24 protein-coding genes are annotated in these 23,320 nt (G+C 65.8%); 19 read left to right on the top strand and 5 right to left on the bottom strand.

The features are described from left to right. Nucleotides 1-25 precede the first annotated feature (25 nt). The 3 genes from ACZ1J6_RS17130 to ACZ1J6_RS17120 form a co-directional block, all read right to left on the bottom strand. A complete protein-coding gene (locus ACZ1J6_RS17130; protein ID WP_207912874.1) occupies nucleotides 26-559 on the bottom strand; it encodes an ExbD/TolR family protein in 534 nt (177 codons plus the stop codon). Between the two features lie 117 nt (nucleotides 560-676). Next, nucleotides 677-1,450 carry a MotA/TolQ/ExbB proton channel family protein gene (locus ACZ1J6_RS17125; RefSeq protein WP_132264599.1) on the bottom strand — a complete coding sequence of 258 codons (774 nt, stop codon included), beginning with the start codon at nucleotides 1,448-1,450 and terminating at the stop codon, nucleotides 677-679. 73 nt (nucleotides 1,451-1,523) lie between these two features. After that, a complete protein-coding gene (locus tag ACZ1J6_RS17120; RefSeq protein WP_132264601.1) occupies nucleotides 1,524-2,195 on the bottom strand; it encodes an energy transducer TonB in 672 nt (223 codons plus the stop codon). A gap of 360 nt (nucleotides 2,196-2,555) precedes the next feature. Here ACZ1J6_RS17120 and ACZ1J6_RS17115 point away from each other — a divergent pair, with 360 nt between their 5' ends. Together ACZ1J6_RS17115 and ACZ1J6_RS17110 are read left to right on the top strand one after the other, a co-directional pair. Beyond that, nucleotides 2,556-3,458: a hypothetical protein gene (locus ACZ1J6_RS17115; protein WP_132264603.1), complete on the top strand. Its 903-nt coding sequence runs from the start codon at nucleotides 2,556-2,558 to the stop codon at nucleotides 3,456-3,458. A gap of 107 nt (nucleotides 3,459-3,565) precedes the next feature. Beyond that, the gene (locus ACZ1J6_RS17110; RefSeq protein WP_132264604.1) at nucleotides 3,566-4,873 is read left to right on the top strand and encodes a homoserine dehydrogenase; all 1,308 of its coding nucleotides are present in this window, start codon (nucleotides 3,566-3,568) and stop codon (nucleotides 4,871-4,873) included. Nucleotides 4,874-4,958: 85 nt separating this feature from the next. Here the strand turns inward: ACZ1J6_RS17110 and ACZ1J6_RS17105 are convergent, their stop codons facing one another. Further along, nucleotides 4,959-5,300, bottom strand: a complete 342-nt coding sequence (locus ACZ1J6_RS17105) for a hypothetical protein (RefSeq protein ID WP_132264606.1) — start codon at nucleotides 5,298-5,300, stop codon at nucleotides 4,959-4,961. Nucleotides 5,301-5,534: 234 nt separating this feature from the next. On the opposite strand from ACZ1J6_RS17105, the gene glpX reads away from it, so the two are divergent. Continuing rightward, a complete protein-coding gene (gene glpX, locus ACZ1J6_RS17100) occupies nucleotides 5,535-6,518 on the top strand; it encodes a class II fructose-bisphosphatase (RefSeq protein WP_132264608.1) in 984 nt (327 codons plus the stop codon). A 213-nt stretch (nucleotides 6,519-6,731) separates the two neighbouring features. Further along, complete coding sequence (locus ACZ1J6_RS17095; protein WP_132264610.1) at nucleotides 6,732-7,667, top strand: ribose-phosphate pyrophosphokinase; 936 nt, start codon at nucleotides 6,732-6,734, stop codon at nucleotides 7,665-7,667. Between the two features lie 121 nt (nucleotides 7,668-7,788). On the opposite strand, the gene ACZ1J6_RS17090 is transcribed toward ACZ1J6_RS17095, so the two are convergent. After that, entirely contained in the window at nucleotides 7,789-8,733 is a 945-nt protein-coding gene (locus ACZ1J6_RS17090) for a helix-turn-helix domain-containing protein (protein WP_134094726.1), read from the bottom strand. Nucleotides 8,734-8,915: 182 nt separating this feature from the next. On the opposite strand from ACZ1J6_RS17090, the gene hisN reads away from it, so the two are divergent. The 15 genes from hisN to ACZ1J6_RS17015 all read left to right on the top strand — a co-directional run bounded on the left by hisN (nucleotide 8,916) and on the right by ACZ1J6_RS17015 (nucleotide 23,314). Then, nucleotides 8,916-9,698 (top strand): histidinol-phosphatase, encoded by a 783-nt coding sequence (gene hisN / locus ACZ1J6_RS17085; RefSeq protein WP_134094725.1) that lies wholly within the window; start codon nucleotides 8,916-8,918, stop codon nucleotides 9,696-9,698. 20 nt (nucleotides 9,699-9,718) lie between these two features. Continuing rightward, the gene (locus ACZ1J6_RS17080; protein WP_132264615.1) at nucleotides 9,719-10,153 is read left to right on the top strand and encodes a gamma-glutamylcyclotransferase family protein; all 435 of its coding nucleotides are present in this window, start codon (nucleotides 9,719-9,721) and stop codon (nucleotides 10,151-10,153) included. Between the two features lie 22 nt (nucleotides 10,154-10,175). Then, complete coding sequence (locus ACZ1J6_RS17075; RefSeq protein ID WP_465127590.1) at nucleotides 10,176-10,940, top strand: SDR family oxidoreductase; 765 nt, start codon at nucleotides 10,176-10,178, stop codon at nucleotides 10,938-10,940. A 245-nt stretch (nucleotides 10,941-11,185) separates the two neighbouring features. After that, nucleotides 11,186-11,389 (top strand): 50S ribosomal protein L35, encoded by a 204-nt coding sequence (rpmI, locus tag ACZ1J6_RS17070; RefSeq protein WP_021232722.1) that lies wholly within the window; start codon nucleotides 11,186-11,188, stop codon nucleotides 11,387-11,389. A gap of 13 nt (nucleotides 11,390-11,402) precedes the next feature. Continuing rightward, nucleotides 11,403-11,765, top strand: a complete 363-nt coding sequence (rplT, locus tag ACZ1J6_RS17065; protein WP_132264618.1) for a 50S ribosomal protein L20 — start codon at nucleotides 11,403-11,405, stop codon at nucleotides 11,763-11,765. Nucleotides 11,766-12,026: 261 nt separating this feature from the next. Next, nucleotides 12,027-12,812 (top strand): helix-turn-helix domain-containing protein, encoded by a 786-nt coding sequence (locus ACZ1J6_RS17060; protein WP_166675276.1) that lies wholly within the window; start codon nucleotides 12,027-12,029, stop codon nucleotides 12,810-12,812. A gap of 119 nt (nucleotides 12,813-12,931) precedes the next feature. After that, complete coding sequence (pheS, locus tag ACZ1J6_RS17055) at nucleotides 12,932-14,029, top strand: phenylalanine--tRNA ligase subunit alpha (protein WP_465127589.1); 1,098 nt, start codon at nucleotides 12,932-12,934, stop codon at nucleotides 14,027-14,029. A gap of 20 nt (nucleotides 14,030-14,049) precedes the next feature. Further along, complete coding sequence (gene pheT, locus ACZ1J6_RS17050; protein WP_465127588.1) at nucleotides 14,050-16,470, top strand: phenylalanine--tRNA ligase subunit beta; 2,421 nt, start codon at nucleotides 14,050-14,052, stop codon at nucleotides 16,468-16,470. Between the two features lie 65 nt (nucleotides 16,471-16,535). Further along, nucleotides 16,536-17,417 (top strand): aldose 1-epimerase family protein, encoded by an 882-nt coding sequence (locus ACZ1J6_RS17045; protein WP_465128259.1) that lies wholly within the window; start codon nucleotides 16,536-16,538, stop codon nucleotides 17,415-17,417. 13 nt (nucleotides 17,418-17,430) lie between these two features. After that, complete coding sequence (locus tag ACZ1J6_RS17040) at nucleotides 17,431-18,180, top strand: SDR family NAD(P)-dependent oxidoreductase (RefSeq protein ID WP_442046954.1); 750 nt, start codon at nucleotides 17,431-17,433, stop codon at nucleotides 18,178-18,180. A 394-nt stretch (nucleotides 18,181-18,574) separates the two neighbouring features. Continuing rightward, complete coding sequence (locus ACZ1J6_RS17035) at nucleotides 18,575-20,110, top strand: peptide chain release factor 3 (RefSeq protein ID WP_132264627.1); 1,536 nt, start codon at nucleotides 18,575-18,577, stop codon at nucleotides 20,108-20,110. 99 nt (nucleotides 20,111-20,209) lie between these two features. Next, a complete protein-coding gene (locus tag ACZ1J6_RS17030; protein WP_132264629.1) occupies nucleotides 20,210-20,914 on the top strand; it encodes an endonuclease/exonuclease/phosphatase family protein in 705 nt (234 codons plus the stop codon). A 150-nt stretch (nucleotides 20,915-21,064) separates the two neighbouring features. Further along, nucleotides 21,065-21,403 carry a P-II family nitrogen regulator gene (locus tag ACZ1J6_RS17025; protein WP_132264630.1) on the top strand — a complete coding sequence of 113 codons (339 nt, stop codon included), beginning with the start codon at nucleotides 21,065-21,067 and terminating at the stop codon, nucleotides 21,401-21,403. A gap of 29 nt (nucleotides 21,404-21,432) precedes the next feature. Continuing rightward, nucleotides 21,433-22,737, top strand: coding sequence for an ammonium transporter (locus ACZ1J6_RS17020; RefSeq protein WP_132264632.1), 1,305 nt, complete (start codon nucleotides 21,433-21,435; stop codon nucleotides 22,735-22,737). Nucleotides 22,738-22,975: 238 nt separating this feature from the next. Then, nucleotides 22,976-23,314, top strand: coding sequence for a P-II family nitrogen regulator (locus ACZ1J6_RS17015; RefSeq protein WP_132264634.1), 339 nt, complete (start codon nucleotides 22,976-22,978; stop codon nucleotides 23,312-23,314). The last annotated feature ends 6 nt before the right edge of the window (nucleotides 23,315-23,320 follow it).

The raw sequence follows: 23,320 nt of genomic DNA, 5'->3' as shown, positions 1-23,320 counted from the left end.
AGTTACTCCTGTTCCTGCCTGAACGTCAGCCGTTCGGGTCGACCGGGTTGGTGATGAAGCCAACCGTGGGGTAGCCCGAGATCTGAACGTTGTAGATCGCACCGGCAACGCAGCGCCACGGGGCGTTGACGTCACCACGGATGTGGACCTGCGGCACGAGATCGGGGTTGGCCTGAAGGGCCTGCGGGCCGCCTTCGCGCTTCACGATTGCATCGAGACGCTTGAAAGCCTGGTCGCGCAGTTCCTGCGAGGTCACCGGCGTGATGTTGTTGAAGTAGACGCGGCATTCGCCGTTGCGCGAAGCGCCGACGTAACCGGGTTCACCCGCTGCCTTGCCCGCATCGTCGGTGGTCGAAACGGTGAGGAGAAGGTTTTCGACCTTGTCCTTCGATTCAACGGCCTCGACGACGGGGATCTTCAGCTTTTCGATCGTCTGGATCGCAACCGGAACCGCGATCAGGAAGATGATCAGAAGCACCAGCATGACGTCGACGAGCGGCGTCGTGTTGATGTCGGACATCGGTGTCTCGGCACCGCCTCCGCCCGAGGATATCGCCATAGTTTTATCCTAATCCTTGCGTTGCCCTGGGCAGGCGACGGACGCGCATGCAACGCACCGCCGCCTGAGTCCCTCGGATGTGGCCTGCCGTCCTGCGACAGGCCCATCCCATGCTGCTTACGGCTTGGCCGGAGCAGCAGCCGGCTTGGCCGGAGCAGCGGCGGGCTTCGCCGGGGCAGCAGCAACGATCGGCTTCACGGCGCCGCGCGAGTTGATGTTCGCGAGAACGTCGCTGGAGAAGCCGGTCAGGTTTTCGGCGATGCGCTTGTTGCGGCTCTGGAGGTAGTTGTAGGCCAGAACTGCAGGAACGGCGACGATCAGGCCGAGCGCGGTCATGATCAGCGATTCACCGACCGGACCAGCGACCTTGTCGATCGAAGCCGAACCGGCGATGCCGATGGCGATCAGGGCGCGGTAGATGCCGACCACGGTACCGAACAGACCGATGAACGGTGCGGTAGCGCCGACGGTGGCGAGGAACGGCAGGCCCTGAGCAAGGCGAGCGTTGATCGAAGCTTCCGAACGCGCGAGCGAAGCGTGCATCCAGTCATGGGCTTCGAGCGAATCGGTCATCTTGGCGTGCTGGTCTTCGGCGGCGATGCCGTCGTCGACGAGCTGGCGCCAGGCGCTGTTCTTCTCGAGCTTGGTGGCGCCTTCACGGAGGGTCGGAGCCTTCCAGAAGGTGGTGCGCACAACGTTGTACTGGCGCATGATCTTGGACTGTTCGAACCACTTGGTGAACAGGATGTAGAACGAGCCGAAGGACATGATGCCCATGATGATCACGGTGGCGTACGAAATGAAGCCGCCAGCCTGAAGGGCTTCCATGAAACCGAACTTGTTCTGGGGCGCAGCTTCGCCCGCTGCGGCAAGGATATCAACGATAAGCATGCGATTTACCTCTCAAGAAGAATGCAGGGACTGATTCCGGCCGGGGTGTGGGCCTAACCAGTCTTAAAAGGAGTTAGTTCAGCTTGTAGACGATGGCCGTCGAGAACTGGCCGCTCGTCGGGTTGCCGGCATCGTCGAGCGCCGGGTTGAACCGCGCGTAGCGGGTCATGCCGTCGCAAGCTGCCTCGTCAAGGTCAGGGCTGCCGCTCGATGCGGTGACCGAGCAAGCGGTGACCTTGCCGTCCGGACCGATTCCGACGCGCACACCGACACGGCCTTCACGCTCTTCACGAGCGGCGCGGGTCGGATAGTTCGCCTGAATGCGGGCGGCCCAGCTGCCCTGACCCTTCGGCGAAGCGCCGCGGGCCTTGGACGGACCCGGAGGTGCCGGAGCCGGAGCCGGGGGTGCGGGCGGAGCCGCGGTCGTGATCACCACCGGCGGCGGCGGCGGAGCCGTCACCACGGTCTGCACCGGCGGCGGGGCCGGGGCAATGTTGATCGGCGGCGGAGGCGCGACGATCGGCGGCGGCGGAGCTTCTTCCTGCTTCGGCGGCGGCGGCGGCGGCTCTTCCTCCTTCGGTTTCTCTTCCTTGATGTCGACTGTGGTCACCTTCTTGATGACCTGTTGCGCAGCCTGATAGGCCAGGCCCGTGACGAGCGCATAGCCTACAAAGACGTGGATCAGCGCAACAATGACAAGCGCGGTAATCTTGTTACCGCTCATTTGCTGGTCAGCGTAAGCCATTCAAACGCATCACTCCATTATCTAGCCCCGGGAAAGCCCGTGCCGGACGTGTCCAAGGGCGCCCATGGCCCTTACCCTGAGGCAAGGTCCATGACGAAACTCCAACTTACCCACCCTGACGGCTGACAGTCAGCCCATCCGTAAACTTTTAACGGGAGGCGAACCGCGGGGCTTATTCGTTTTTTTGCCCCAATTTGCGAGTTTCCTTAGCCCGACAGTTGCATGTGTGCAACGCCTTATCGGCACGTCAACGGTTAACGGTCAATTCAGGGCGGATAAGTTCCAATCGGAAAAGGGGGATTTTGTGGCCGGGCCCCAAAGCCGCTATAGGCTGGCCTTTTTCCACGGAGAGTGTCCCCCATGTCATCCCATCTGCACCGACTTGTCGCGAATCTGGCGGGGGTTGCGCTGGCCGTGCAGGCTGTTCCGGTCCTGGCCCAGGGGGTAACCGGTGGCAATTCGAACGAAGCCGGCGCGCGTGACTTGACGAGCGCGGGCGGACCGACATTTGCCGATATCGCCGACTTGTCCGAATCGGCCGGGCTGGTGGTCAAGGCTCAGATTCGCAAGATGGTGCGCGTGGAGGATGCGCGGGCCCCCGGCCTCGCCCAGGGCATGGCGCGCTTCTACATGACCGCGCAGACCCAGGCGCTGATCGCGGGCAAGGCGCCGATCGGCGAATCGTTCGTCTATCTGGTGGACCTTCCGCTCGATTCCCGCGGCAAGGCGCCGAAGCTGAAGAAGCAGGACGTGCTGCTCTTCGCCCGCGCCGTTCCCGGCCGCCCCGGCGAGCTGCAACTGGTGACGCCCACGGCCCAGCAGCTCTGGAGCGAACAGGCCGAGGCGCGCGTCCGCGGCATCCTGCGCTCGCTGCTATCCGGCAATGCCCCGGTCAAGATCACCGGCGTGCGCGAACTGCTCTATGTTCCGGGCAACCTGGCAGGGCAGGGCGAGACGCAGATTTTCCTCAAGACCAAGGACAATTCGGCGGCCTCGATCACGGTGCATCACGAGCCGGGCGCGGCGCCCGCCTGGGGCGTTTCGTTCTCCGAGCTGGTGGCCGACACCGGCAACCCGCCGCAGCCCGAGACAGTGGAATGGTACCGCCTGGCCTGCTTCCTGCCCAATAATCCGCCGCCGGGCACGAACGTGGCCGAGGGCATTGCCGAGCGCCGCCAGGCCGAAGCCGATTATCGCACGGTGATCGGACAGCTCGGTGAATGCCGCCGGACGCTCAACCAGGGCACCAAGGTTTCCGGCTGATTCCCGGCGCCGGGGTCCTCGCGCCCGAAGTTTCGGGACGGACCCCGGCGAAGGTACTGGAATTTCACCGTGGGCTCCCCTAGGGCCCGGACCCGAAAGGGTTGTCCATGGTTGAACCGCTGAATATTGCGCTGGCCGGTCTCGGCACTGTCGGAACGGGCGTCGTCCGTCTTATCGAGACCAATGCCGAACTCATTGCCCGCCGTGCGCGCCGGCCGATCCGCATTGCCGCCGTCAGCGCGCGCGATCGCACCAAGGATCGCGGTGTCGACCTGTCGCATTACGACTGGGAAGACGATCCCGCCGCGCTCGCGGCCCGTCCCGATGTGGACGTGGTGGTGGAAATGGTCGGCGGGTCTGACGGACCGGCGCTGACCCTGGCGCGCAATGCCATCGGCCAGGGCAAGGGGCTGGTCACCGCCAACAAGGCGATGATCGCGCACCATGGGCTGGAGCTGGCCTCGGCCGCTGAAAAGGCAGGCGTGGCGCTCAAGTTCGAGGCCGCCGTCGCGGGCGGCATCCCGGTCATCAAGGGGCTCAGCGAGGGTGCGGCGGCCAATGCCATCGACCGCGTCTATGGGATCCTCAACGGCACCTGCAACTACATCCTCTCCACCATGGAGGACACCGGGCGCGATTTCGGCGACGTTCTGGCCGAAGCCCAGCGCCTGGGCTACGCAGAGGCCGACCCCACGTTCGACGTGGAAGGCATCGATGCCGGCCACAAGCTCTCGATCCTGGCGGCAATCGCCTTCGGTTCGCGCCTGCGCTTCGATGCGGTGGAGACCACCGGCATTTCGCGGGTAAAGGCGGCCGACATCGAGCAGGCCCGCTCGCTCGGTTACGTCATCCGCCTGCTGGGCATGGGCGAGATCGACCGCACTGGCGGCAGCGCCCGCCTGTTCCAGCGGGTCCATCCGCATCTCGTGCCTTTCGACCATCCGCTCGCTCATGTCGACGGTGCCACCAATGCCGTCGTCGCCGAGGGCAATTTCATGGGCCGCCTGCTGTTCCAGGGCGCGGGCGCCGGTGACGGGCCGACCGCCAGCGCGGTGGTCGCCGACATCATCGACATTGCGCGCGGAGAGAAAGGCGCTGCCTTCTCCATGCCGGAGGGCGAGCTGGAAGCCATGGAGCCGGCCGAAACCGGCCATCGCCGTGGCCGCAGCTATATCCGCTTCGCCGTGCCGGACCGTCCGGGCGTGCTGGCCGAGATCACGGCCGCCATGCGCGATGCGGGTGTCTCGATCGCCAGCATGATCCAGAAGGGCGAGGATGCGCAGACCGGCGAGGTGATCCTGGCCATGGTCACGCACGAAGGGCCGGAATCGGCGGTGACCGAGGCGCTGCGCATTCTCGACGGATCGCAGAGCCTCGCAGCGCGTCCGCTGGTGATGCAGATCATCGAAGGCTGACAGGGGGCTGCGCCGGCGGCTTTTGGTCGGCGGCGCGGCGTGTTCCAGATGGAAAACGGGCGCAGCGATGCGCCCGTTTTTCGTATCAGTGCGCGCGCATTTCGCCCCTGGCGACCTTGTCCGCGTCCGAGCCGGCAGGCGCTTCGGGAATGGCCGACAAGTCGATCAGATAGGGCTTTTCCACTTTGCCGAACGTGGCGGTGGCCTTGCCCTTGAAGATGCCGTTGCCCGCGACGTCGGGCGGCGTCAGACGGCCGTCGTTCAAGGCCTGGTCGGACATCGGGTCTTCCTGAGACGTGGACTGGACGCGGAACTTGTCCTCATCCGGGGCACAGACGACGATCTCGCCCGGGCGGGCGCTGCGGGTGTCGCTCAGGCATTTCTGCCGTGCGGTCTCCGGCGTGACCCTGCCGGCGCCGGACATCATGCGCTGGGCGATAGCCCTGTCTTCCGCGGAAACCGAGCCGTTTCCATTACTTGCCGAAGTCGATTTCGTCTGGCCGGCCGTACCGGCAGAAGCGCCAGCCGATTGCTGGGCAATCGCCGGAGCGGGAGCTAGTAATGCGATTGCGAATAGGATCCGCCCTCTTCTCGACAATTGAAAATCCTCTGTCTAAGCCGCTCCCAGAACCTTTCCTCCTCGGATTAATCCGGAGTGAACATGCCTGAAAACAAGACGCCTGCAAGTAAAGTTCTCGACCGTGTCCTCGTCCTCGAAATGGTTCGCGTAACCGAGGCCGCGGCCATCGCCGCATCGCGCCTCGTCGGCCGCGGAGACGAGAAGGCGGCAGACCATGCCGCAGTCGAAGCGATGCGCAAGGCCTTCGATACACTTTACATGGATGGCACCGTGGTTATCGGTGAAGGCGAGCGCGACGAAGCGCCGATGCTGTTCATCGGCGAGAAGGTGGGCGGGGCGCCCGGTCGCGGGCCGAAGATCGACATCGCACTCGATCCGCTGGAAGGCACCACGATCACCGCCAAGGCCGGGCCGAACGCACTGGCGGTACTGGCCGCCGCGGAAGAGGGCTGCCTGCTCAACGCACCCGACGTCTACATGCAGAAGCTGGCCGTGGGCCCCGGCTATCCCGAGGGCGTGATCGACCTCAACCGGACCGCGACCGAGAACGTCGCATCCGTGGCAGCGGCCAAGGGCGTGAAGCCGGACGAGATCATCGTCTGCGTGCTCGATCGCCCGCGCCATGCCGATCTCATCGAGGAACTGCGCGAGATCGGCTGCGGCATCCACCTGATCCCCGACGGCGACGTGGCCGGCGTGATCGCGGTGACCGACGAGAACACCACGATCGATATCTACATGGGTTCGGGTGGCGCCCCGGAAGGCGTGCTGGCCGCTGCGGCGCTGCGCTGCGTGGGCGGCCAGATCCAGGGCCGCCTGCTGTTCCGCAACGAGGACGAGCGCAGCCGGGCGCGCAAGTGGGGCATCAAGGATCTCGACAAGATCTACACCCTCAGCGACCTGGCCAAGGGTGACTGCATCTTCGCCGCCACCGGCGTGACCGACGGCTCGCTGCTCTCCGGCGTCAAGCGCCTCAAGGGCGGCAAGATGACCACCGAAAGCGTCGTCATGCGCGCCAGTTCCGGGACGGTGCGCTGGATCAAGGGCGAGCACCGGGACCGGTGACGTGCCGCGGCGCATGCGCGTCCCGCAGCGGGACTCGTCTTTGTGCTCAGATGGTTAGTCCATCGAACCGCCGGTTCCGGAACCTCCGGAGCCGGCGTTTTCACATCCGGGTCACGGTGACAGGCTGACGCTTTCTGTTGCAATCCGATGACTCATGGCTAGAGGCGACCGCGTCCAGCCACCCATCACCTCAAGCCGTCTCGGGGATTCGCAATGAAGATCATGTCCGGCAACAGCAACCTTCCGCTCGCACGCGCGATCGCGGGGTATCTTGAACTGCCGCTCACCGATGCGGCTGTGCGTCGCTTTGCCGACGAGGAAATCTTCGTCGAAATCCACGAGAACGTCCGCGGCGAGGACGTCTTCATCGTGCAGCCCACCAGCTACCCGGTGAACGACAACCTGATGGAACTGCTGATCGGCATCGACGCCCTGCGCCGCGCCTCGGCCAAGCGCATCACCGCCGTGGTGCCCTACTTCGGTTATGCCCGCCAGGACCGCAAGCCCGGCCCGCGCACGCCGATCTCGGCCAAGCTCGTGGCCAACCTGATCACCGAAGCCGGCGCCGACCGCGTCCTCTGCGTCGACCTGCACGCAGGGCAGATCCAGGGCTTCTTCGACATCCCGACCGACAACCTCTTCGCCGCGCCGGTGATGGCGGCCGATATCCAGGCCCGCTACGGCGACCAGTCGCTGATGGTGGTTTCGCCCGACGTCGGCGGCGTGGTCCGCGCCCGCGCGCTGGCCAAGCGCCTCGACAACGCCCCGCTGGCGATCGTCGACAAGCGTCGTGACCGTCCCGGCCAGTCGGAAGTCATGAACATCATCGGCGACGTCAAGGGCCGCGCCTGCATCCTGATCGACGACATCATCGATTCGGGCGGCACGCTCTGCAACGCCGCGCAGGCCCTGATGGACGAGGGCGCCACCAGCGTCACCGCCTACATCACTCACGGCGTGCTGTCGGGCGCGGCGGTTTCGCGCGTGACCAACTCGGCGCTGAAGGAACTGGTCATCACCGATTCGATCCAGGCCACCGAAGCGGCCCAGCAGTCGGACAAGATCCGTATTCTGACGATCGCGCCGCTGATCGGCGAGGCCATCCGCCGCATTGCCGACGAAAGCTCGGTTTCCAGCCTGTTCGATTGATCGGCCGCCCGGACCAGCGCCGGGCCGCCAGCCAGCAAAAAGGCGCGTCCTCCTGGGAGGGCGCGCCTTTTTGTTTCATGTGGAACGTTTTACGGCCCGCGCTCTTTCCGGGCCGGGACGGCTATTCCCAGGGCCGCGTCTGGCCGGGCTCCAGCCGGTGCAGCGCTTCCAGCCGCCGGGCCTGGCGCGATTCCAGCGACAGGGTGAGGATCGGCTGCGGAGTCTGTGCGAACTGGCGGGGCGAGATGCCGAACAGTTCGGTGAACTCGTGGATCAGGTGGCTCTCGTCATAATAGCGCAGGGCCATCTCGTCGGCTTCGTCCTTGTCGGCCACACCGCGCAGGAAGCTGGCCATGTCCAGCGCGCGGGCGCGGCGCAGCACCTGCTTGGGGGCCATGCCGAAGTCGCGATTGACCACCCGCTCCAGCTTGCGCCGCTCCACCCCGCAGGCCGCCGCGGCATCGGCGATCGACATGGCGGGATCGCGGTAGCTGATGTCCTCGAACCGGGCGCTGATCGGGTCGGGCAGGGGCGCGCCCATATGTTCGATCCGCTTGCGCATCATCGCTTCCAGGGCGTGGAGCCATTCCTCCGGCTCGGCATCCGGTTCGAGCATGGCCAGGATCCGGTCGGAGGGTATCCCGACGAGATCGGTGGAGGCCAGACGGTCGAGATGCTCGCCCACGCGCGGCCCGCGCAGCGCGGTGCAGGCGCCGGGCCGAAAGGCCAGGCCCACGCTGATGAAGCTGCCGGTGACGCGGATCGGCATGCGATGCGATTGCGGGCCGCAGAACATCGCGGCATTGCCTGCCTCTATCCGGCCGCCGGCGGTCTCGGCCTCCCAAAGACCGGCCAATTGGATGCGCAGGAAGGCGGTGTCGTTGAACAGGCCGCACTGCAGCGTGTAGTCCGCCGGTGCCGCCACCTTGGTGACATAGAGCCGCCCGATCCAGGGCGCGAGGTCCGGGGCGGGTGCTCTGTTGTAGCTGAGCGGTTGTCCGCCCTTGGTCGTTCCCTGTTCCGGCACGATCGCACTGTCGATGGCCGGCCGCACTTTATGGTACATGTACCCTGCTTCCGTTCTTCTGCATTCGCTGCGGCCCCAGCCATGGAATAAGTGCGTGTCCGGAGCGCTGCAATGTGGGAAAAACCCATAGAGTTTCTCCACAGGCCCGGATTGCGGCCAATCTGGCGGTTTTTCCGATGGTCCCTTGACCTGCCATCGCCGTGGCGGGCAGAGCAGGGGGCATGAAACTCGACAACGACATCGCCCTCGCCCTGCGCCTTGCCGACGCCGCCGGGGACGCGATTCGCCCGCACTTCCGCTCCGGCGTCGGGGTGGAGCGCAAGGGCGACGCCTCGCCGGTCACTGTCGCGGACCGCGCCGCCGAGGAAGCGATGCGCCGGATCCTCAAGGCCGAAGTCCCGCGCGATGGTATCATCGGCGAGGAATTCGGCAGCGAGGAAGGCACTTCGGGCCGGACCTGGGTGCTCGATCCGATCGACGGCACCGTCTCCTTCATCGCCGGCCGCCCGATCTTCGGCACGCTGATCGCGCTGCTCGTCGATGGCTGGCCGGTGCTGGGCGTGATCGACCAGCCGATCCTGGGCGAACGCTGGGTCGGCGCGAGCGGCTTCCCCACCACGTTCAATGGCAAGGAAGTGCGCACCCGCCCCTGCCGCGAACTCTCCGACGCCATGCTGGCAACCACCGGCCCCCACTATTTCGACGACCACCAGGGCGAGCACTTCATGACCCTGGCGGCCAAGACCGACCATAAGCGGATGGTCATGGGGGGCGACTGCTACAACTACGGATTGCTGGCGAGCGGCCATCTCGACGTCGTTTGCGAGGCCGGGCTGAAGCTGCACGATTGGGCCGCCCTGGTCCCCGTGGTCGAAGGCGCGGGCGGGACGATGTGCGACTGGAACGGCGAACCGCTCCATGCGCAGTCGGATGGGCATGTTCTGGCCATTGGCGACCCGGCACGGCTGGAAGACGTCGTGGAAGCGCTGGACTGCCACCACTGACCCCGGCGCAGAGGCCCGCGATGCGCAAGGTCCGGCTGTTCGTCTATGGAACGCTCCAGCCCCACGCCGGAACCCGCATGGGGCGTTGGGTCGCGGCGCGGATGGTTTCGGCCGAGCCGGCCAGCGTTCCGGGGAGAATCCGGGCGATTCGCGGCGGGGACGGCTGGTTTCCCGCGCTCGTGCCGGCCAAGTCCGGAGCGCGGGTGCAGGGAACGCTTTGCGAACTGGCGCTCCATCCGGGTGACCTTGCCAAGCTCGACCGCTACGAGGGGCGCGAGTACCGGCGCCGGACCATGCCGGTGCGCGGCGCGAACGGCCGGCGGCGCCAGGCGGAAATCTATCTCTGGCGCATTGCCTTGCCCAAGGGCTCTCCACCGATCCTGACCGGCGACTATCTCGCCTGGCTGGAACTGACGGGGCGCCAGGCCTTTACCACTCCGCGCAATGGCGCCTGAGAGGGCGCCCGAGGAGATGGACATGACGGACAGGACGGCAATCGTGACGGGCGGCGGGGCGGGCATCGGCCGCGGGCTGGTCCTGCACTTCGCGGGCCTCGGCTGGCGGGTCGCGGCGCTGGACCGCGATGAAGAGGCGCTTGGCGAACTGGCGGCGCTGCTGCCGGAGGACCGTTTCCTGCCGCTGACGTGCGACGTCGGACAGGAGAAGCCGGTCCGCGCCGCCTTCGCCCGGATCGGCAAGTGGACCGAAGCCGCCCACCTGCTGGTGAACAATGCCGGAATCGCCGATCCCTATGCCGGCCCGCTGGAGGACCTTACGCTGGAGGCGTGGCAGGGCTGGATCGATGCTAGCCTCACTTCCGCTTTCCTCTGCACCCGCGAGGCGCTGGGCCTGCTTCGCTGCGGCGCCCCGGCAAGCGTGGTGCATATCGCCTCCACCCGGGCCTTGCAGTCGGAGCCTCATACATATGCCTATGCCGCCTCGAAGGGCGGGCTCTGCGCGCTGACCCACGCCATGGCGGTGGGACTGGGGCCGGAGATCCGGGTGAATGCGGTCCTGCCCGGCTGGATCGAGACGGGGCCTTGGCAGAAAGCGGCAAGGCGGGAAGAACCGCGGCATTCGGCCGAAGACCGCGCGCAGCACCCGGTGGGACGCGTGGGGGTGGTGGAGGACATCGCCGGCACCGTCGAGTGGCTGGCGGGAGAAGGCGCCGGTTTCGTGACCGGCCAGCAGATCGTCGTGGACGGGGGCATGACCCGCAAGATGATCTACGCGGGGGACTAGGCCGGGTCGGGCGCGCGCGTGCCCGGGTCGGGCTGGCGCTGGCGCCGCCCGGAACCCCCGGCGGCCGTTTTTGCAGACCACCGTGTCTGACAACGCGCTCACCCCTTGCCTTCCGCCGATTCTCTCACTAAAGGCGCCCCCTTCAATCGACACGGTTGAGTCTTTAACCAAAGAGATTCGCGCGTCCGCCTGGCGAAAAGGGCTGCCATGGCTGACCGGACGTGTCCCTGTGAAAGGAGACGAAAATGCCCAAGCTGAAGACCAAGAGCGGTGTGAAGAAGCGCTTCAAGCTCACCGCCACCGGCAAGGTGAAGCACGGCGTAGCCGGCAAGCGCCACCGCCTGATGAGCCATAACGGCAAGTACATCCGCCAGAATCGCGGCACCGAAGTCATTTCCGACGCCGATGCCAAGACGATCAAGAAGTGGGCGCCCTACGGGCTCAACTGAGGAGTACTGACCTATGAGCCGTATCAAGAGGGGTGTTACCACCCGCGCCAAGCACAAGCGTCTTCTGGAACAGGCCAAGGGTTACCGCGGCCGTCGTAAGAACACGATCCGCGTTGCCCGCCAGGCCGTCGAAAAGGCCGGCCAGTACGCGTACCGCGACCGCAAGATCAAGAAGCGCACCTTCCGCGCTCTCTGGATCCAGCGCATCAACGCTGCCGTCCGCGCCGAAGGCCTGACCTACTCGCAGTTCATGCACGGCGTTAAGCTCGCCGGCATCGAACTCGATCGCAAGTCGATGGCCGACCTCGCCATGAACGAAGGTTCGGTGTTCTCGGCTGTGGTCGCTCAGGCGAAGGCTGCCATTCCGGCAGCCTGAACCGTCGAAGCCGGGGCCTAGGCGCCGGTCTTCGCGGATCACGCGAAACACATTCGGGGCGCGGGTGCTTAAGGCATCCGCGCCCCGAATTGTTTGTGCGGTAAATTATCCACGCCTTCGAAAAGTTTGCACTCCCCTGCAAGTCCTCGTACCAAAAGGACAGGGGTAAGGCGTGACACGAAGAATAGACAGGGAATGACAGCTAGGCGGGTCGTCATACAGTATTGTCCCGTACCAGCGGGCCTCGATCGCTACCTGTCGGTGCTGTTTTACTGTGAAATCGAACTGGGCGAGAACGAACGTCTCCATGACGTCCTGTTTCCCGACTGGGCCAGTCTGCGCTTCCATTTCGGGTCGACAGGCGATGGCGAGATTCGCGCCGGATCTCGACTGGAAAGCTGCCGCTTCTCGGTCACCGGCCCGCGCTCGCAGGAAGTGCGCTTCTCCATGGCCACGGCGCGGGAGTGGGGCTTCGGCCTGACCCCGCTCGGCTGGGCGACGTTCCTGGGCGTGCCGGCCGACCGCTATGCCAATGTGCTGGTCGATGGCGACGCGGATCCGGTCTTCGCCCATTTCAAGCCGCTTCACGATGCCCTGGCGGCCGAGGATAGCCCGGGCGATCAGCTCGACCGGTTGACCGCTTTCGTCGCCGCCATGCCGCGCCGCCCGGTGGTCCACGAAGACCTCATCCTGGCCATCTGCGAGGCGCTCGCCAATCCGGAAGTGCGCTCCGCCACTGACCTGGCCGCCCGCGTCCGCGCGCATCCGCGCATGGTGGAGCGCGTCTGCCGCGCCGCTTTCGGTTTCCCGCCCAAGCTCCTGCTGCGCCGCCAGCGGTTCCTGCGCAGCATCGAGCAGTTCACGCTGGAGCCCAAGCGCAAGTGGATCGGCGCGATCGATTCCGCCTATCACGACCAGGCCCAGTTCGTCCGCGATTTCCGGGCCTTCATGGGCATGACCCCGCGGCAATATGCCAAGCTGGACAAGCCGGTGACCGGGCCGCTCATGCGCGAAAGGGCGCGCCACGCCCGTCTCGCCTTGCGCTAGTCGGGGCCGGCGACATGCCGTCCGGATGAGTGTCATCGCGATTGCCGCCGTTGCGATTTGCCGGCCGTCCCCTTAAGGACCGCGCTTCCAGATATCAGCAACAGTCAGGCAGACCACCAGTGGACTACGCAGCAACCGGCCAGGAGGCGCTCTCGCGGATTGCGGAAGCATCCGATCTCGATACGCTGGAGGCGCTGCGTGTCGAGTTTCTGGGCAAGCAGGGTTCGATCTCCGGCCTGCTGAAGACGCTGGGCAAGCTCGATCCCGAAGAGCGCAAGGTCGAAGGGCCGAAGATCCACGCGCTGCGTGAAAGCGTGAGCGACGCGCTCGCCGCCCGCAAGGACGCGCTGGAGACGGCGGCGCTGAACGCCCGCCTGGCCGCCGAGACGATCGACCTCTCGCTGCCCGCACCCGAAGCGCCGCGCGGCACCGTGCACCCGATCTCGCAAGTGATGGACGAGATTGCCGAGATCTTCGCCGACCTCGGCTTCTCGGTCGCCACCGGGCCGGAGATCGAGGACGACTGGCACAACTTCACCGCGCTCAACATGCCGGAAAGCCACCCGGCGCGCGCGATGCACGATACATTCTACTTCCCGGACCGCGACGCCCAGAACCGCGAGATGCTGCTGCGCACCCACACCTCGCCGGTGCAGATGCGTACCATGCTCCAGCAGGGTGCGCCGCTGCGCATCATCGCGCCGGGCCGCGTCTATCGTTCGGACAGCGACGCCACCCACACGCCGATGTTCCACCAGGTCGAAGGCCTGGTGATCGACAAGGACGTCCACCTCGGCCACCTCAAGTGGACGCTGGAAACCTTCCTGAAGGCGTTCTTCGAGCGTGAGGACATCGTCCTGCGCTTGCGCCCCAGCTACTTCCCCTTCACCGAACCCTCGGTGGAAGCGGACATCGGCTTTACCCTGATCGACGGCAAGCGCGTGATCGGCGGCGATCCGTCGAAGGGCGAGGGCGGCTGGATGGAAGTGCTCGGCTCGGGCATGGTCAATCGCCGCGTCATCGAATTCGCCGGGCTCGATCCGAACGAATGGCAGGGCTTCGCCTTCGGCATCGGCATCGATCGCCTCGCCATGCTGAAGTACGGCATGGACGACCTGCGCGCCTTCTTCGATGGCGATGTGCGCTGGCTCTCCCACTACGGTTTCTCCGCCCTCGACGTGCCGACCCTTTCGGGCGGCGTTGGCACTCCGGCCTGAGCGCGGGAAGGATCTAGAAAATGAAGTTCTCGCTTTCCTGGCTCAAGCAGTACCTTGAGACCGACGCCTCGCTTGAGGATATCGCGCTGAAGCTCAATGCCATCGGGCTTGAGGTCGAAGGCATCGAAGACCCCGCCGCCAAGCTGGCCGGCTTCCGCGTGGCCAAGGTGCTGACGGCGGACAAGCATCCGCAGGCGGACAAGCTGCAGGTCCTCACCGTCGATACGGGTGAGGGCGTGCTCCAGGTCGTCTGCGGCGCGCCCAATGCGCGTGCGGGCCTTGTCGGTGTGCTTGGCCTTGCCGGTGCCACGGTGCCCGCCAACGGCATGGTGCTGAAGGTCGCCGCCGTGCGCGGCGTCGAATCGAACGGCATGATGTGCTCCACGCGCGAGCTGGAACTGGGCGAAGATCACGAGGGCATCATCGAACTGCCCGCGGACGCGCCGGTCGGCACGCCTTTCGCGGACTACCACGGCGCCGATCCGGTGATCGAGGTGGCGATCACCCCGAACCGTCCGGACTGCATGGGCGTCTACGGCATCGCGCGCGATCTGGCCGCCGTCGGCATCGGCACGCTGAAGCCGATCGAAGTGCTGGACATTCCCGGCAGCTTCCCCTGTCCGGTGGACGTGCGCACCGACGATGCAGAGGGTTGCCCGGCGTTCTATGGCCGCGTGATCAAGGGCGTGAAGAACGGCCCTTCGCCGCAGTGGCTGCAGGATCGCCTGAAGGCCGCAGGGCAGCGTCCGATCTCGGCGCTGGTCGATGCCACCAACTACCTGATGCTGGCCTATGGCCGCCCGGCCCACGCCTATGACCTTGCCAAGCTGAACGGCGCGGTCGTGGCGCGCCGTGCGACGGACGGTGAGACGGTCGTCGCGCTGAACGAGAAGACCTACACGCTCGACGCCGAGATGACCGTGATCGCCGACGATTCGGGCGTGCACGACATTGCCGGCATCATGGGCGGCGAGCATTCGGGCTGCGGGGACGAGACTACCGACGTCCTGCTCGAAATCGCCTACTTCGATCCGGAGCGCATTGCCAAGACAGGCCGCAAGCTCAACCTTACCTCGGACGCGCGCAGCCGTTTCGAGCGCGGGATCGATCCGAACTTCCTCGACACCGGCCTCGACCACCTCACCCAGCTGATCCAGACGCTGTGCGGCGGTGAAGCTTCGCAGGCGGTGCGCAGTGGCGCGGCCCCGGCCACCCCGAAGATCGTCCACTTCGATCCGGCGCTGACCGAGAAGCTGGGCGGCGTGACGATCGAGCCCGGCGAACAGCAGCACATCCTGGAGAGCCTGGGCTTCTCGGTCGTCGCCGAGCAGGCGAACTTCGACAAGTCGTGGGCCATCACCGTTCCCGGCTGGCGTCCGGACGTGGACGGCGCGCCCGACATCGTCGAGGAAGTGGTCCGCATCAACGGGCTCGACAAGGTGACCAGCGTCGCCCTGCCGCGCGCCGACGGCGTCGCCCGCCCGACCGCCACGCCGACCCAGGCGCTGGAGCGCCGCGTTCGCCGCGCCGCTGCCGCGCGGGGGCTGCACGAGGCGGTTACCTGGTCGTTCCTGCCCACCGCCGAGGCCGATGCCTTTGCGGACGGCCATGCCTTGTGGTCGCTGGCCAACCCGATCAGCGAGGACATGAAGGTCATGCGGCCTTCGCTGCTGCCGGGCCTGCTGATGGCGGCCAAGCGCAACCTCGATCGCGGTGCGTCGTCGCTGCGCCTGTTCGAACTCGGCCGTCGCTATCTGCGCGGCGCGGGCGGTGCGAGCGACGAGCGCCTTGCTCTCGGCTTCGTCCTGGTTGGCGAGAAGGTCTCGCGCGGCTGGGCAACCGGCAAGGCGACTGCCTTCGACGCCTATGACGCCAAGGCCGAAGTCACCGCGCTGCTGGCCGAGGCCGGCGCTCCGGTCGAGAAGCTTCAGGTCATGGGCGTTGACGACTCCGGGCATGGCCCGCAGTTCCACCCCGGCCAGTCGGCCACGCTGCGCCTCGGCCCCAAGAACGTGCTGGCGCGCTTCGGCATGCTGCACCCCACGGTGGCCAAGCAGTTCGACATCGAAGGCCCGGTGGCCGTGGCCGAGATCTACCTCGACGCGATCCCCGGCAAGAAGGGCGCCGCCACCTTCGCCCGCACCCGCTATGCGCCCCCGGCGCTCCAGGCGGTGACGCGCGACTTCGCGTTCCTGGTGCCGGTCGAGCAGGCTGCAGCCGATCTCGTCCGCATGGTGGCGGGCGCGGACAAGGCGAACATCGTCGCGGTCCGCCTGTTCGACGACTTCCGGGGGCAGGGCGTGCCCGAGGGCCAGAAGTCGCTGGCGCTCGAAGTCACGCTCCAGCCTCTGGACAAGAGCTACAAGGAAGAAGACCTCAAGGCGATCAGCGACAAGGTGACCGCCGCCGCCGCCAAGCTGGGCGCGGTTCTGCGGGGTTGATGCCATACGTCGTCCCGGACTTGGTCCGGGGCGACGAATCCTTTCGGAGATAGCCGGTGACCGACATGGACTTCGTGACGATTTCTTCCGGCGACCTCACGGCGCGAATCGCGCTGTTCGGGGCCGAACTCTGGTCGCTTACCGACCATGCCGGCCTCGAATACATGACCGATGCCGACCCGGCGTTCTGGACCGGCCATGCTCCGATCCTGTTCCCCATCGTTGGCGCGCTGAACGGCAATCGCTATCGGCTGGGTGACCGCGAATACAAACTGCCCAAGCATGGTTTCGCGCGCCATTCGCTGTTCGAACTCGTGGAGATTGCGGGCGATCACGTCCGCCTCCGCCTTCGCGACAGCGACGAGACGCGCAAGGTCTATCCCTTCGCGTTCACGCTGGACCTGGACTTCCGCCTGGAAGGCATGAGCCTCCACACCCAGGCCACGGTGACCAATGCGGGCGGCGAGGTCATGCCGTTCAGCTTCGGCTATCATCCTGCCTTCGCCTGGCCGCTGCCGGGCGGCGCGGCCAAGGCCGATCACACGATCGCCTTCGAGCAGCCGGAACCCCAGCCGATTCGCCGCATCGACATGCCGACCGGCCTCGTTCTGCCCGAACCGGTGGCGACGCCGGTCGAGGGACATCTGCTGACGCCCGAGCCCGCGCAGTTCGAGACCGACGCGCTGATCTGGGACCGGCTCGCCAGCCGGGCGCTCACGTTCGGCGCACCCGGCGGCGGGCAGCTTGCCGTTGCTTTCCCGGACACGCCGATGCTCGGGATCTGGCAGAAGCCGGGGGCGAACTATCTCTGCATCGAACCGTGGCAGGGCATCGCCGATCCCCTAGGCTATACCGGCGAATTCCGCGCCAAGCCCGGCGTGCTTTCGCTCGACCCCGGTGCAAACCGCAGCTTTCGCATGGACGTTACCGTCCTGACCGCCGACTAGGAGACCTTTCCCAATGAAGACCGCACTCGTAACCGGCGCCACTTCCGGTATCGGCGAGGCCTGCGCCCGCGCGTTCATCGCTGCCGGCTGGCGCGTGGTCGGCACCGGCCGCCGGGCGGAGCGCCTGGACGCGCTGAAGGCCGAACTGGGCGCGGACACGTTCCACGCCGCTGTCTTCGACGTGCGCGACGAAGCTGCGCGCGACGCTGCCCTTGCCGCGCTCCCGGCCGAATTCGCAGGCATCGATTGCCTGGTGAACAATGCCGGTCTCGCTCTCGGCACCGAGCCGGCCCAGAGCGCCTCGCTGGAAAGCTGGAAGACGATGATCGACACCAATGTCACGGCGCTGGTCTCGCTCACCCACAAGCTCCTGCCCGCGCTGGTCGAGCGCAAGGGCGCGATCGTCAACTTGTCCTCGGTGGCGGCGACTTATCCCTACACCGGTGGCAACGTCTATGGCGGCACCAAGGCCTTCGTGCACCAGTTCTCGCTCGGCTTGCGCTCGGACCTCGCGGGTACGGGCGTGCGCGTCACCTCGATCGAGCCGGGCATGGTGGAGACCGAGTTCACCCTCGTGCGCACGGGCGGCAACCAGCAGGCCTCGGACAACCTTTATGGCGGCGCCAATCCGATGACGGCAGAGGACATCGCCGGAACCGTGCTCTGGGTGGCGACCTTGCCGGCGCACCTCAATATCAACACGCTGGAACTGATGCCGGTCAGCCAGTCTTTCGCGGGCTTCCAGGTCGCGCGGGAGGGCTGAGCGCGGCTTCTCTCCCGCGCCCCAACCTTCGTCATCCACGAGGAGGCGGAGTCGACGAAGCAATCCAGAGCGGCGCAAGACGGCCCCTGGATTGCTTCGCTCTGCTCGCAATGACGAAGGTGGAGAGCAGGCTAGAGAGGGTTCGCCTGGCAGGTCGTCGCAACCTCGGGTTTCCGGGTTGCGCGGCAGGCTGAGCGCGGCTTCCCGCCTTCCCGCCTCCCCAACCTTCGTCATTGCGAGGAGGCGAAGCCGACGCGGCAATCCAGAGCGGCGCGGAACTGCCCTGGATTGCTTCGCTCCGCTCGCAATGACGAAGGTGGGCTGGGTAGCGGCGGTGGGCCGTGTCCCCTTTCCGCCCTTTCCATCTTGCCCCGCGCCCACTAATAGCGCGCCGATGAGCAATGTCCCCCACCAGTCCCGGCGCACTTTCGCGATCATCTCGCACCCAGACGCCGGTAAGACCACCCTGACCGAGAAGCTGCTGCTGCAAGGCGGCGCGATCCATCTGGCCGGGCAAGTCAAGGCACGCGGCGCCGCGCGGCGCGCGCGGTCAGACTGGATGAAGATCGAGCAACAGCGCGGCATTTCCGTGACCAGCTCGGTCATGACCTTCGAGCGCGACGGGATCACCTTCAACCTGCTCGATACGCCGGGTCACGAGGACTTCTCGGAAGACACCTACCGCACGCTCACCGCCGTCGATTCGGCGATCATGGTGATCGACGCGGCCAAGGGCATCGAGCCGCAGACCCGCAAACTCTTCGAGGTCTGCCGCCTGCGCTCGGTGCCGATCATCACGTTCATCAACAAGGTCGACCGCGAAGGCCGCGCCTGCTTCGACCTGATGGACGAAGTGGCCGACATGCTGGCGCTGGATGTCTGCCCGATGTCCTGGCCGGTCGGCATGGGCGGGCTGTTCGAAGGCATTCTCGACATCGCCACGGGCAAGGTCAGCCGTCCGGAAGGGCCGAGCAAGGAATTCCTCGGCAAAGTCGACGAGAACGTGACCCTGCCCGAAGCCGTGGCCGAGGAACTGGAACTGGCACAGGCCGGTTATCCCGAATTCGACGTCGACGCCTATCGCGGCGGCGACCTCACCCCGGTCTACTTCGGCTCGGCGCTCAAGAACTTCGGCGTCACCGAACTGATCGACGCGATCGAGAAGTTCGCCCCGCCACCGCGTCCGCAGCCTTCGAACGAGGGCACGATCGAGCCGGAGAACAAGGAAGTCACCGGCTTCATCTTCAAGGTCCAGGCCAATATGGACCCCATGCACCGCGACCGCATCGCTTTCATGCGGCTGGTCTCGGGCACCTTCAAGCGCGGCATGAAGCTGACGCCCTCGGGCCTGGGCAAGCCGATCGCGGTGCACTCCCCGATCCTGTTCTTCGCGCAGGACCGCGAGATCGCCGACAATGCCGAGCCGGGCGACATCATCGGCATTCCCAACCACGGCACCCTGCGCGTGGGCGACACCCTGTCCGAGAAGAATCAGGTGCGCTTCACCGGCCTGCCGAACTTCGCGCCCGAAATCCTGCGCCGCGTCGCCCTGAAGGATCCGACCAAGACCAAGCAGCTGAGGAAGGCGCTGGACGATCTCTCGGAAGAGGGCGTGATCCAGGTGTTCTACCCGGAGATCGGTTCGCAATGGATCGTCGGCGTGGTCGGCCAGCTCCAGCTCGACGTGCTGATCAGCCGCCTCGAAGCCGAGTACAAGGTCGAGGCCGTGCTGGAAGGCTCGCCGTTCGACACCGCCCGCTGGATCAAGGGCGATGACAAGACGCTGCGCGACTTCGCCGAATTCAACAAGATGAACCTCGCCAAGGACCGCGACGGCGACCCCGTGTTCATGGCGCGCTCGGCCTGGGACGTCAGCTATCAGCAGGAACGCAACCCGGACCTGACCTTCAGCGCCACCAAGGAGCGTTGAGGATCTCGTCGTCCCGGATCAGCTCCGGGACGACGAACCGGGAACCTCATGCTATTCCGGCGGATTGCTACGCTATCCCCTTGGCCGGAAAGTCGTTCGTTGCAGATCAAGTTCGCCAGCTACAACATTCACAAGGCCGTCGGTCTCGACCGGCGGCGAGACCCTGAGCGCATCCTGACCGTCCTGCGCGAGATCGATGCGGACGTTGTGGCCCTGCAGGAAGTGGACCGCCGTTTCGGCCGCCGGATGAGCGCGCTTCCCCTCGATGCGATCCATACCACCACCGATTATGTGCCGGTGCCGCTGTCGATGAAGCCGGACAGCCTGGGCTGGCACGGCAATGCCATCCTGGTCCGCAAGGGGATCGAACTGCTCGCGGCGGAGCCCGTCCCGCTCCCGGTGCTGGAGCCGCGCGGGGCGATCCGGGCCGATCTCTCGCTGGAGGGGCATCGTTTCCGGGTCGTGGGCATGCATCTCGACCTTTCCGGCCTGCGCCGCCGGTTGCAGGTGCGAAGTGTCCTCGACCATTGCGCTCGCTGCGATAGCGCCGTGCCCACCGTGATGATGGGCGATCTCAACGAATGGTCGGCCAATGGCGGCTGTTTCCGGGAGTTTCACGCGCCCTGGCATGTTCTGGTGCCGGGCCGCAGCTTCCCCTCGCGCAGGCCGATGGCCAGGCTGGACCGCATCATTGTGTCCGAGCAGTGGTCTGTCCTGGGAACAAATGTGCACCACAGCGCGCTCTCGGCGATAGGATCCGATCATCTGCCCGTGTTCGCCTCGCTGGAGCTGCCTAAAAAATAGGCAAGTGCTCACGAATCGAGCGACGCATCATGCTGCACTTGCGTTCGGCTGATTAAATTCACGCCGAATTGAGCCAATCGAAGAATTGGCACGCCCTTTGCATATCCTGTTTTCAGCCGGCGCGGGGCCGGTAACAAACAGGGGATAGGCATGAAGTTCATCATAGCCATCATCAAACCCTTCAAGCTCGACGAAGTTCGGGAAGCGTTGGGCGCAATCGGTGTCGCCGGAATGACCGTGTCCGAAGTGAAGGGCTTCGGGCGCCAGAAGGGTCAGACCGAAATCTATCGTGGGGCCGAGTATTCGACCAACATGCTCCCGAAAGTGAAGATCGAAGTGGCCGCGCCGGACGATCTGGCGCCGAAGATCGTGGAAACGATCCAGCAGGTCGCCAGCACCGAAGCCATCGGCGACGGCAAGATCTTCGTCCTCGATCTGGCTGCAGCCGTGCGCATCCGCACCGGCGAGTCCGGGGATACCGCGCTTTGACCGGCGCTTTCGACAGGAGGGAAACCACGATGAACCGCAAGATTCTTTGCGGCGCCGGCGCACTGGGTGCGTCGTTGTTCGCCGCCATGCCTGCCTGGGCGCAGGACGCCGCCGCCACGCCGACCATCGACAAGGGCGATACCGCCTGGATGTTGACGTCGACGTTGCTCGTCTTCCTGATGATCCTGCCTGGCCTCGCCCTGTTCTACGGCGGCCTGACCCGCTCGAAGAACATGCTCTCGACCATGACGCAGATCGGCGCAGCGGCCAGCTTCGCCATGCTGATCTGGGTCATGTACGGCTACACCATGGCCTTCGGTGATGGCGGCAACGCCTTCGTCGCCGGCTTCGGCAAGGCCTTCCTCAAGGGCATCACCCCCGATTCGGTTTCGGGCACCATTCCCGAATACGTCTTTGTCTGCTTCCAGATGACTTTCGCGGCGATCACCATCGCGCTGGTCCTGGGCTCGACGGTCGAACGCATCAAGTTCTCGGCAGTCATGGTCTTCGCGGCCATCTGGCTGACGATCGTCTACTTCCCGATCGCGCACATGGTCTGGGCACCGACCGGCTACTTCTTCGGTCTCGGCGCGCTCGACTATGCCGGCGGCACCGTGGTCCACATCAATGCCGGCGTTTCGGCACTGGTGGCCGCGCTGATCCTGGGCAAGCGCAAGGGCTACCCCAACGAACCGATGCCGCCGCACTCGCTTACGCTGACTTTCGTCGGCACCGGCCTGCTGTGGGTGGGCTGGTTCGGCTTCAACGCCGGCTCGGCTCTCTCGGCCAACGGCGCCGCCAGCCTTGCCATGATCAACACTTTCGTCGCCACCGCCTCTGCCGGCCTGTTCTGGATGCTCGCCGAGCGTCTGGCCGGTCACAAGGGTTCGGCCCTGGGCTTCTGCTCGGGCGTCGTCGCCGGCCTCGTCGCCGTCACCCCTGCTGCGGGCAATTCGGGTCCCTTCGGCGCCATCGTTCTCGGCGCGGTCGCTTCGATCATCTGCTTCTTCGCCGTAAGCAAGCTCAAGCCCATGCTCGGCTATGACGACGCGCTGGATGCCTTCGGCGTCCACGGCATCGGCGGCATCGTCGGCGCCATCGGCACCGGCATCGTGTGTTCGCCGGCGCTCGGCGGCCCGGGCAAGGCGGACTTCTCGATCGGCTCGCAGCTCGTGATCCAGTTCGAAGCGGTTCTCGCCACGATCGTGATCTCCACGATCGGCACCGTCGTCGCGATCTATGTCGCCAAGGCAGTCACCGGCCTGCGCGTCGCTCCCGAAGTCGAACTGGAAGGTCTCGACATCGGCGAGCACGGCGAGCGCGCCTACAACTAAGCTTCAAGTTTGGCGGCGGCGGGTACTTCCTCCTCTCCTCTCACCCGTCGCCGCCTACAGATGTTCCTCCTGCGAACACAAACTCAAGGGCCGGAGCCAGCCGCTCCGGCCCATTTTTCGTGCCAAATCGCTTTGTGGTCGCGCCCGGATGTGGGATGCTCGCCCTGCAGCTTCCGCGCAGGAGCCCTCGGGTACTTGAACCGGCCTTTCGAGGCTTGAACCGGCCAGGAGAACGGGCGTGAAGTACATCATCGCGATCATCAAGCCGTTCAAGTTCGCCGAAGTGAGGGAGGCGCTGTCCGCCGCCGGAATTTCGGGCCTGACAGTCTCGGAAGTCAGCGGCTTCGGCCGGCAGAAGGGGCAGAGCGAGATCTATCGCGGCGCGGAATACGCCTCGAGCATGGTGCCCAAGCTGAAGCTGGAAATCGCCGTTTCGGATGCTTTTGCCGGCACGGTGATAGAGATCATCCGCAACACGGCCAGCACCGAGGAAATCGGGGACGGGAAGATCTTCGTCTTCGACCTGGCCGATGTGCTGCGCGTCCGCACCGGCGAACAGGGCGAAATCGCGCTCTAGCGCGCG

Source organism: Novosphingobium sp. BL-S-21 (assembly GCF_055521655.1).
Note: the sequence above shows the minus strand (reverse complement) of the source record. Positions and strands in the feature narration are given on the sequence as shown.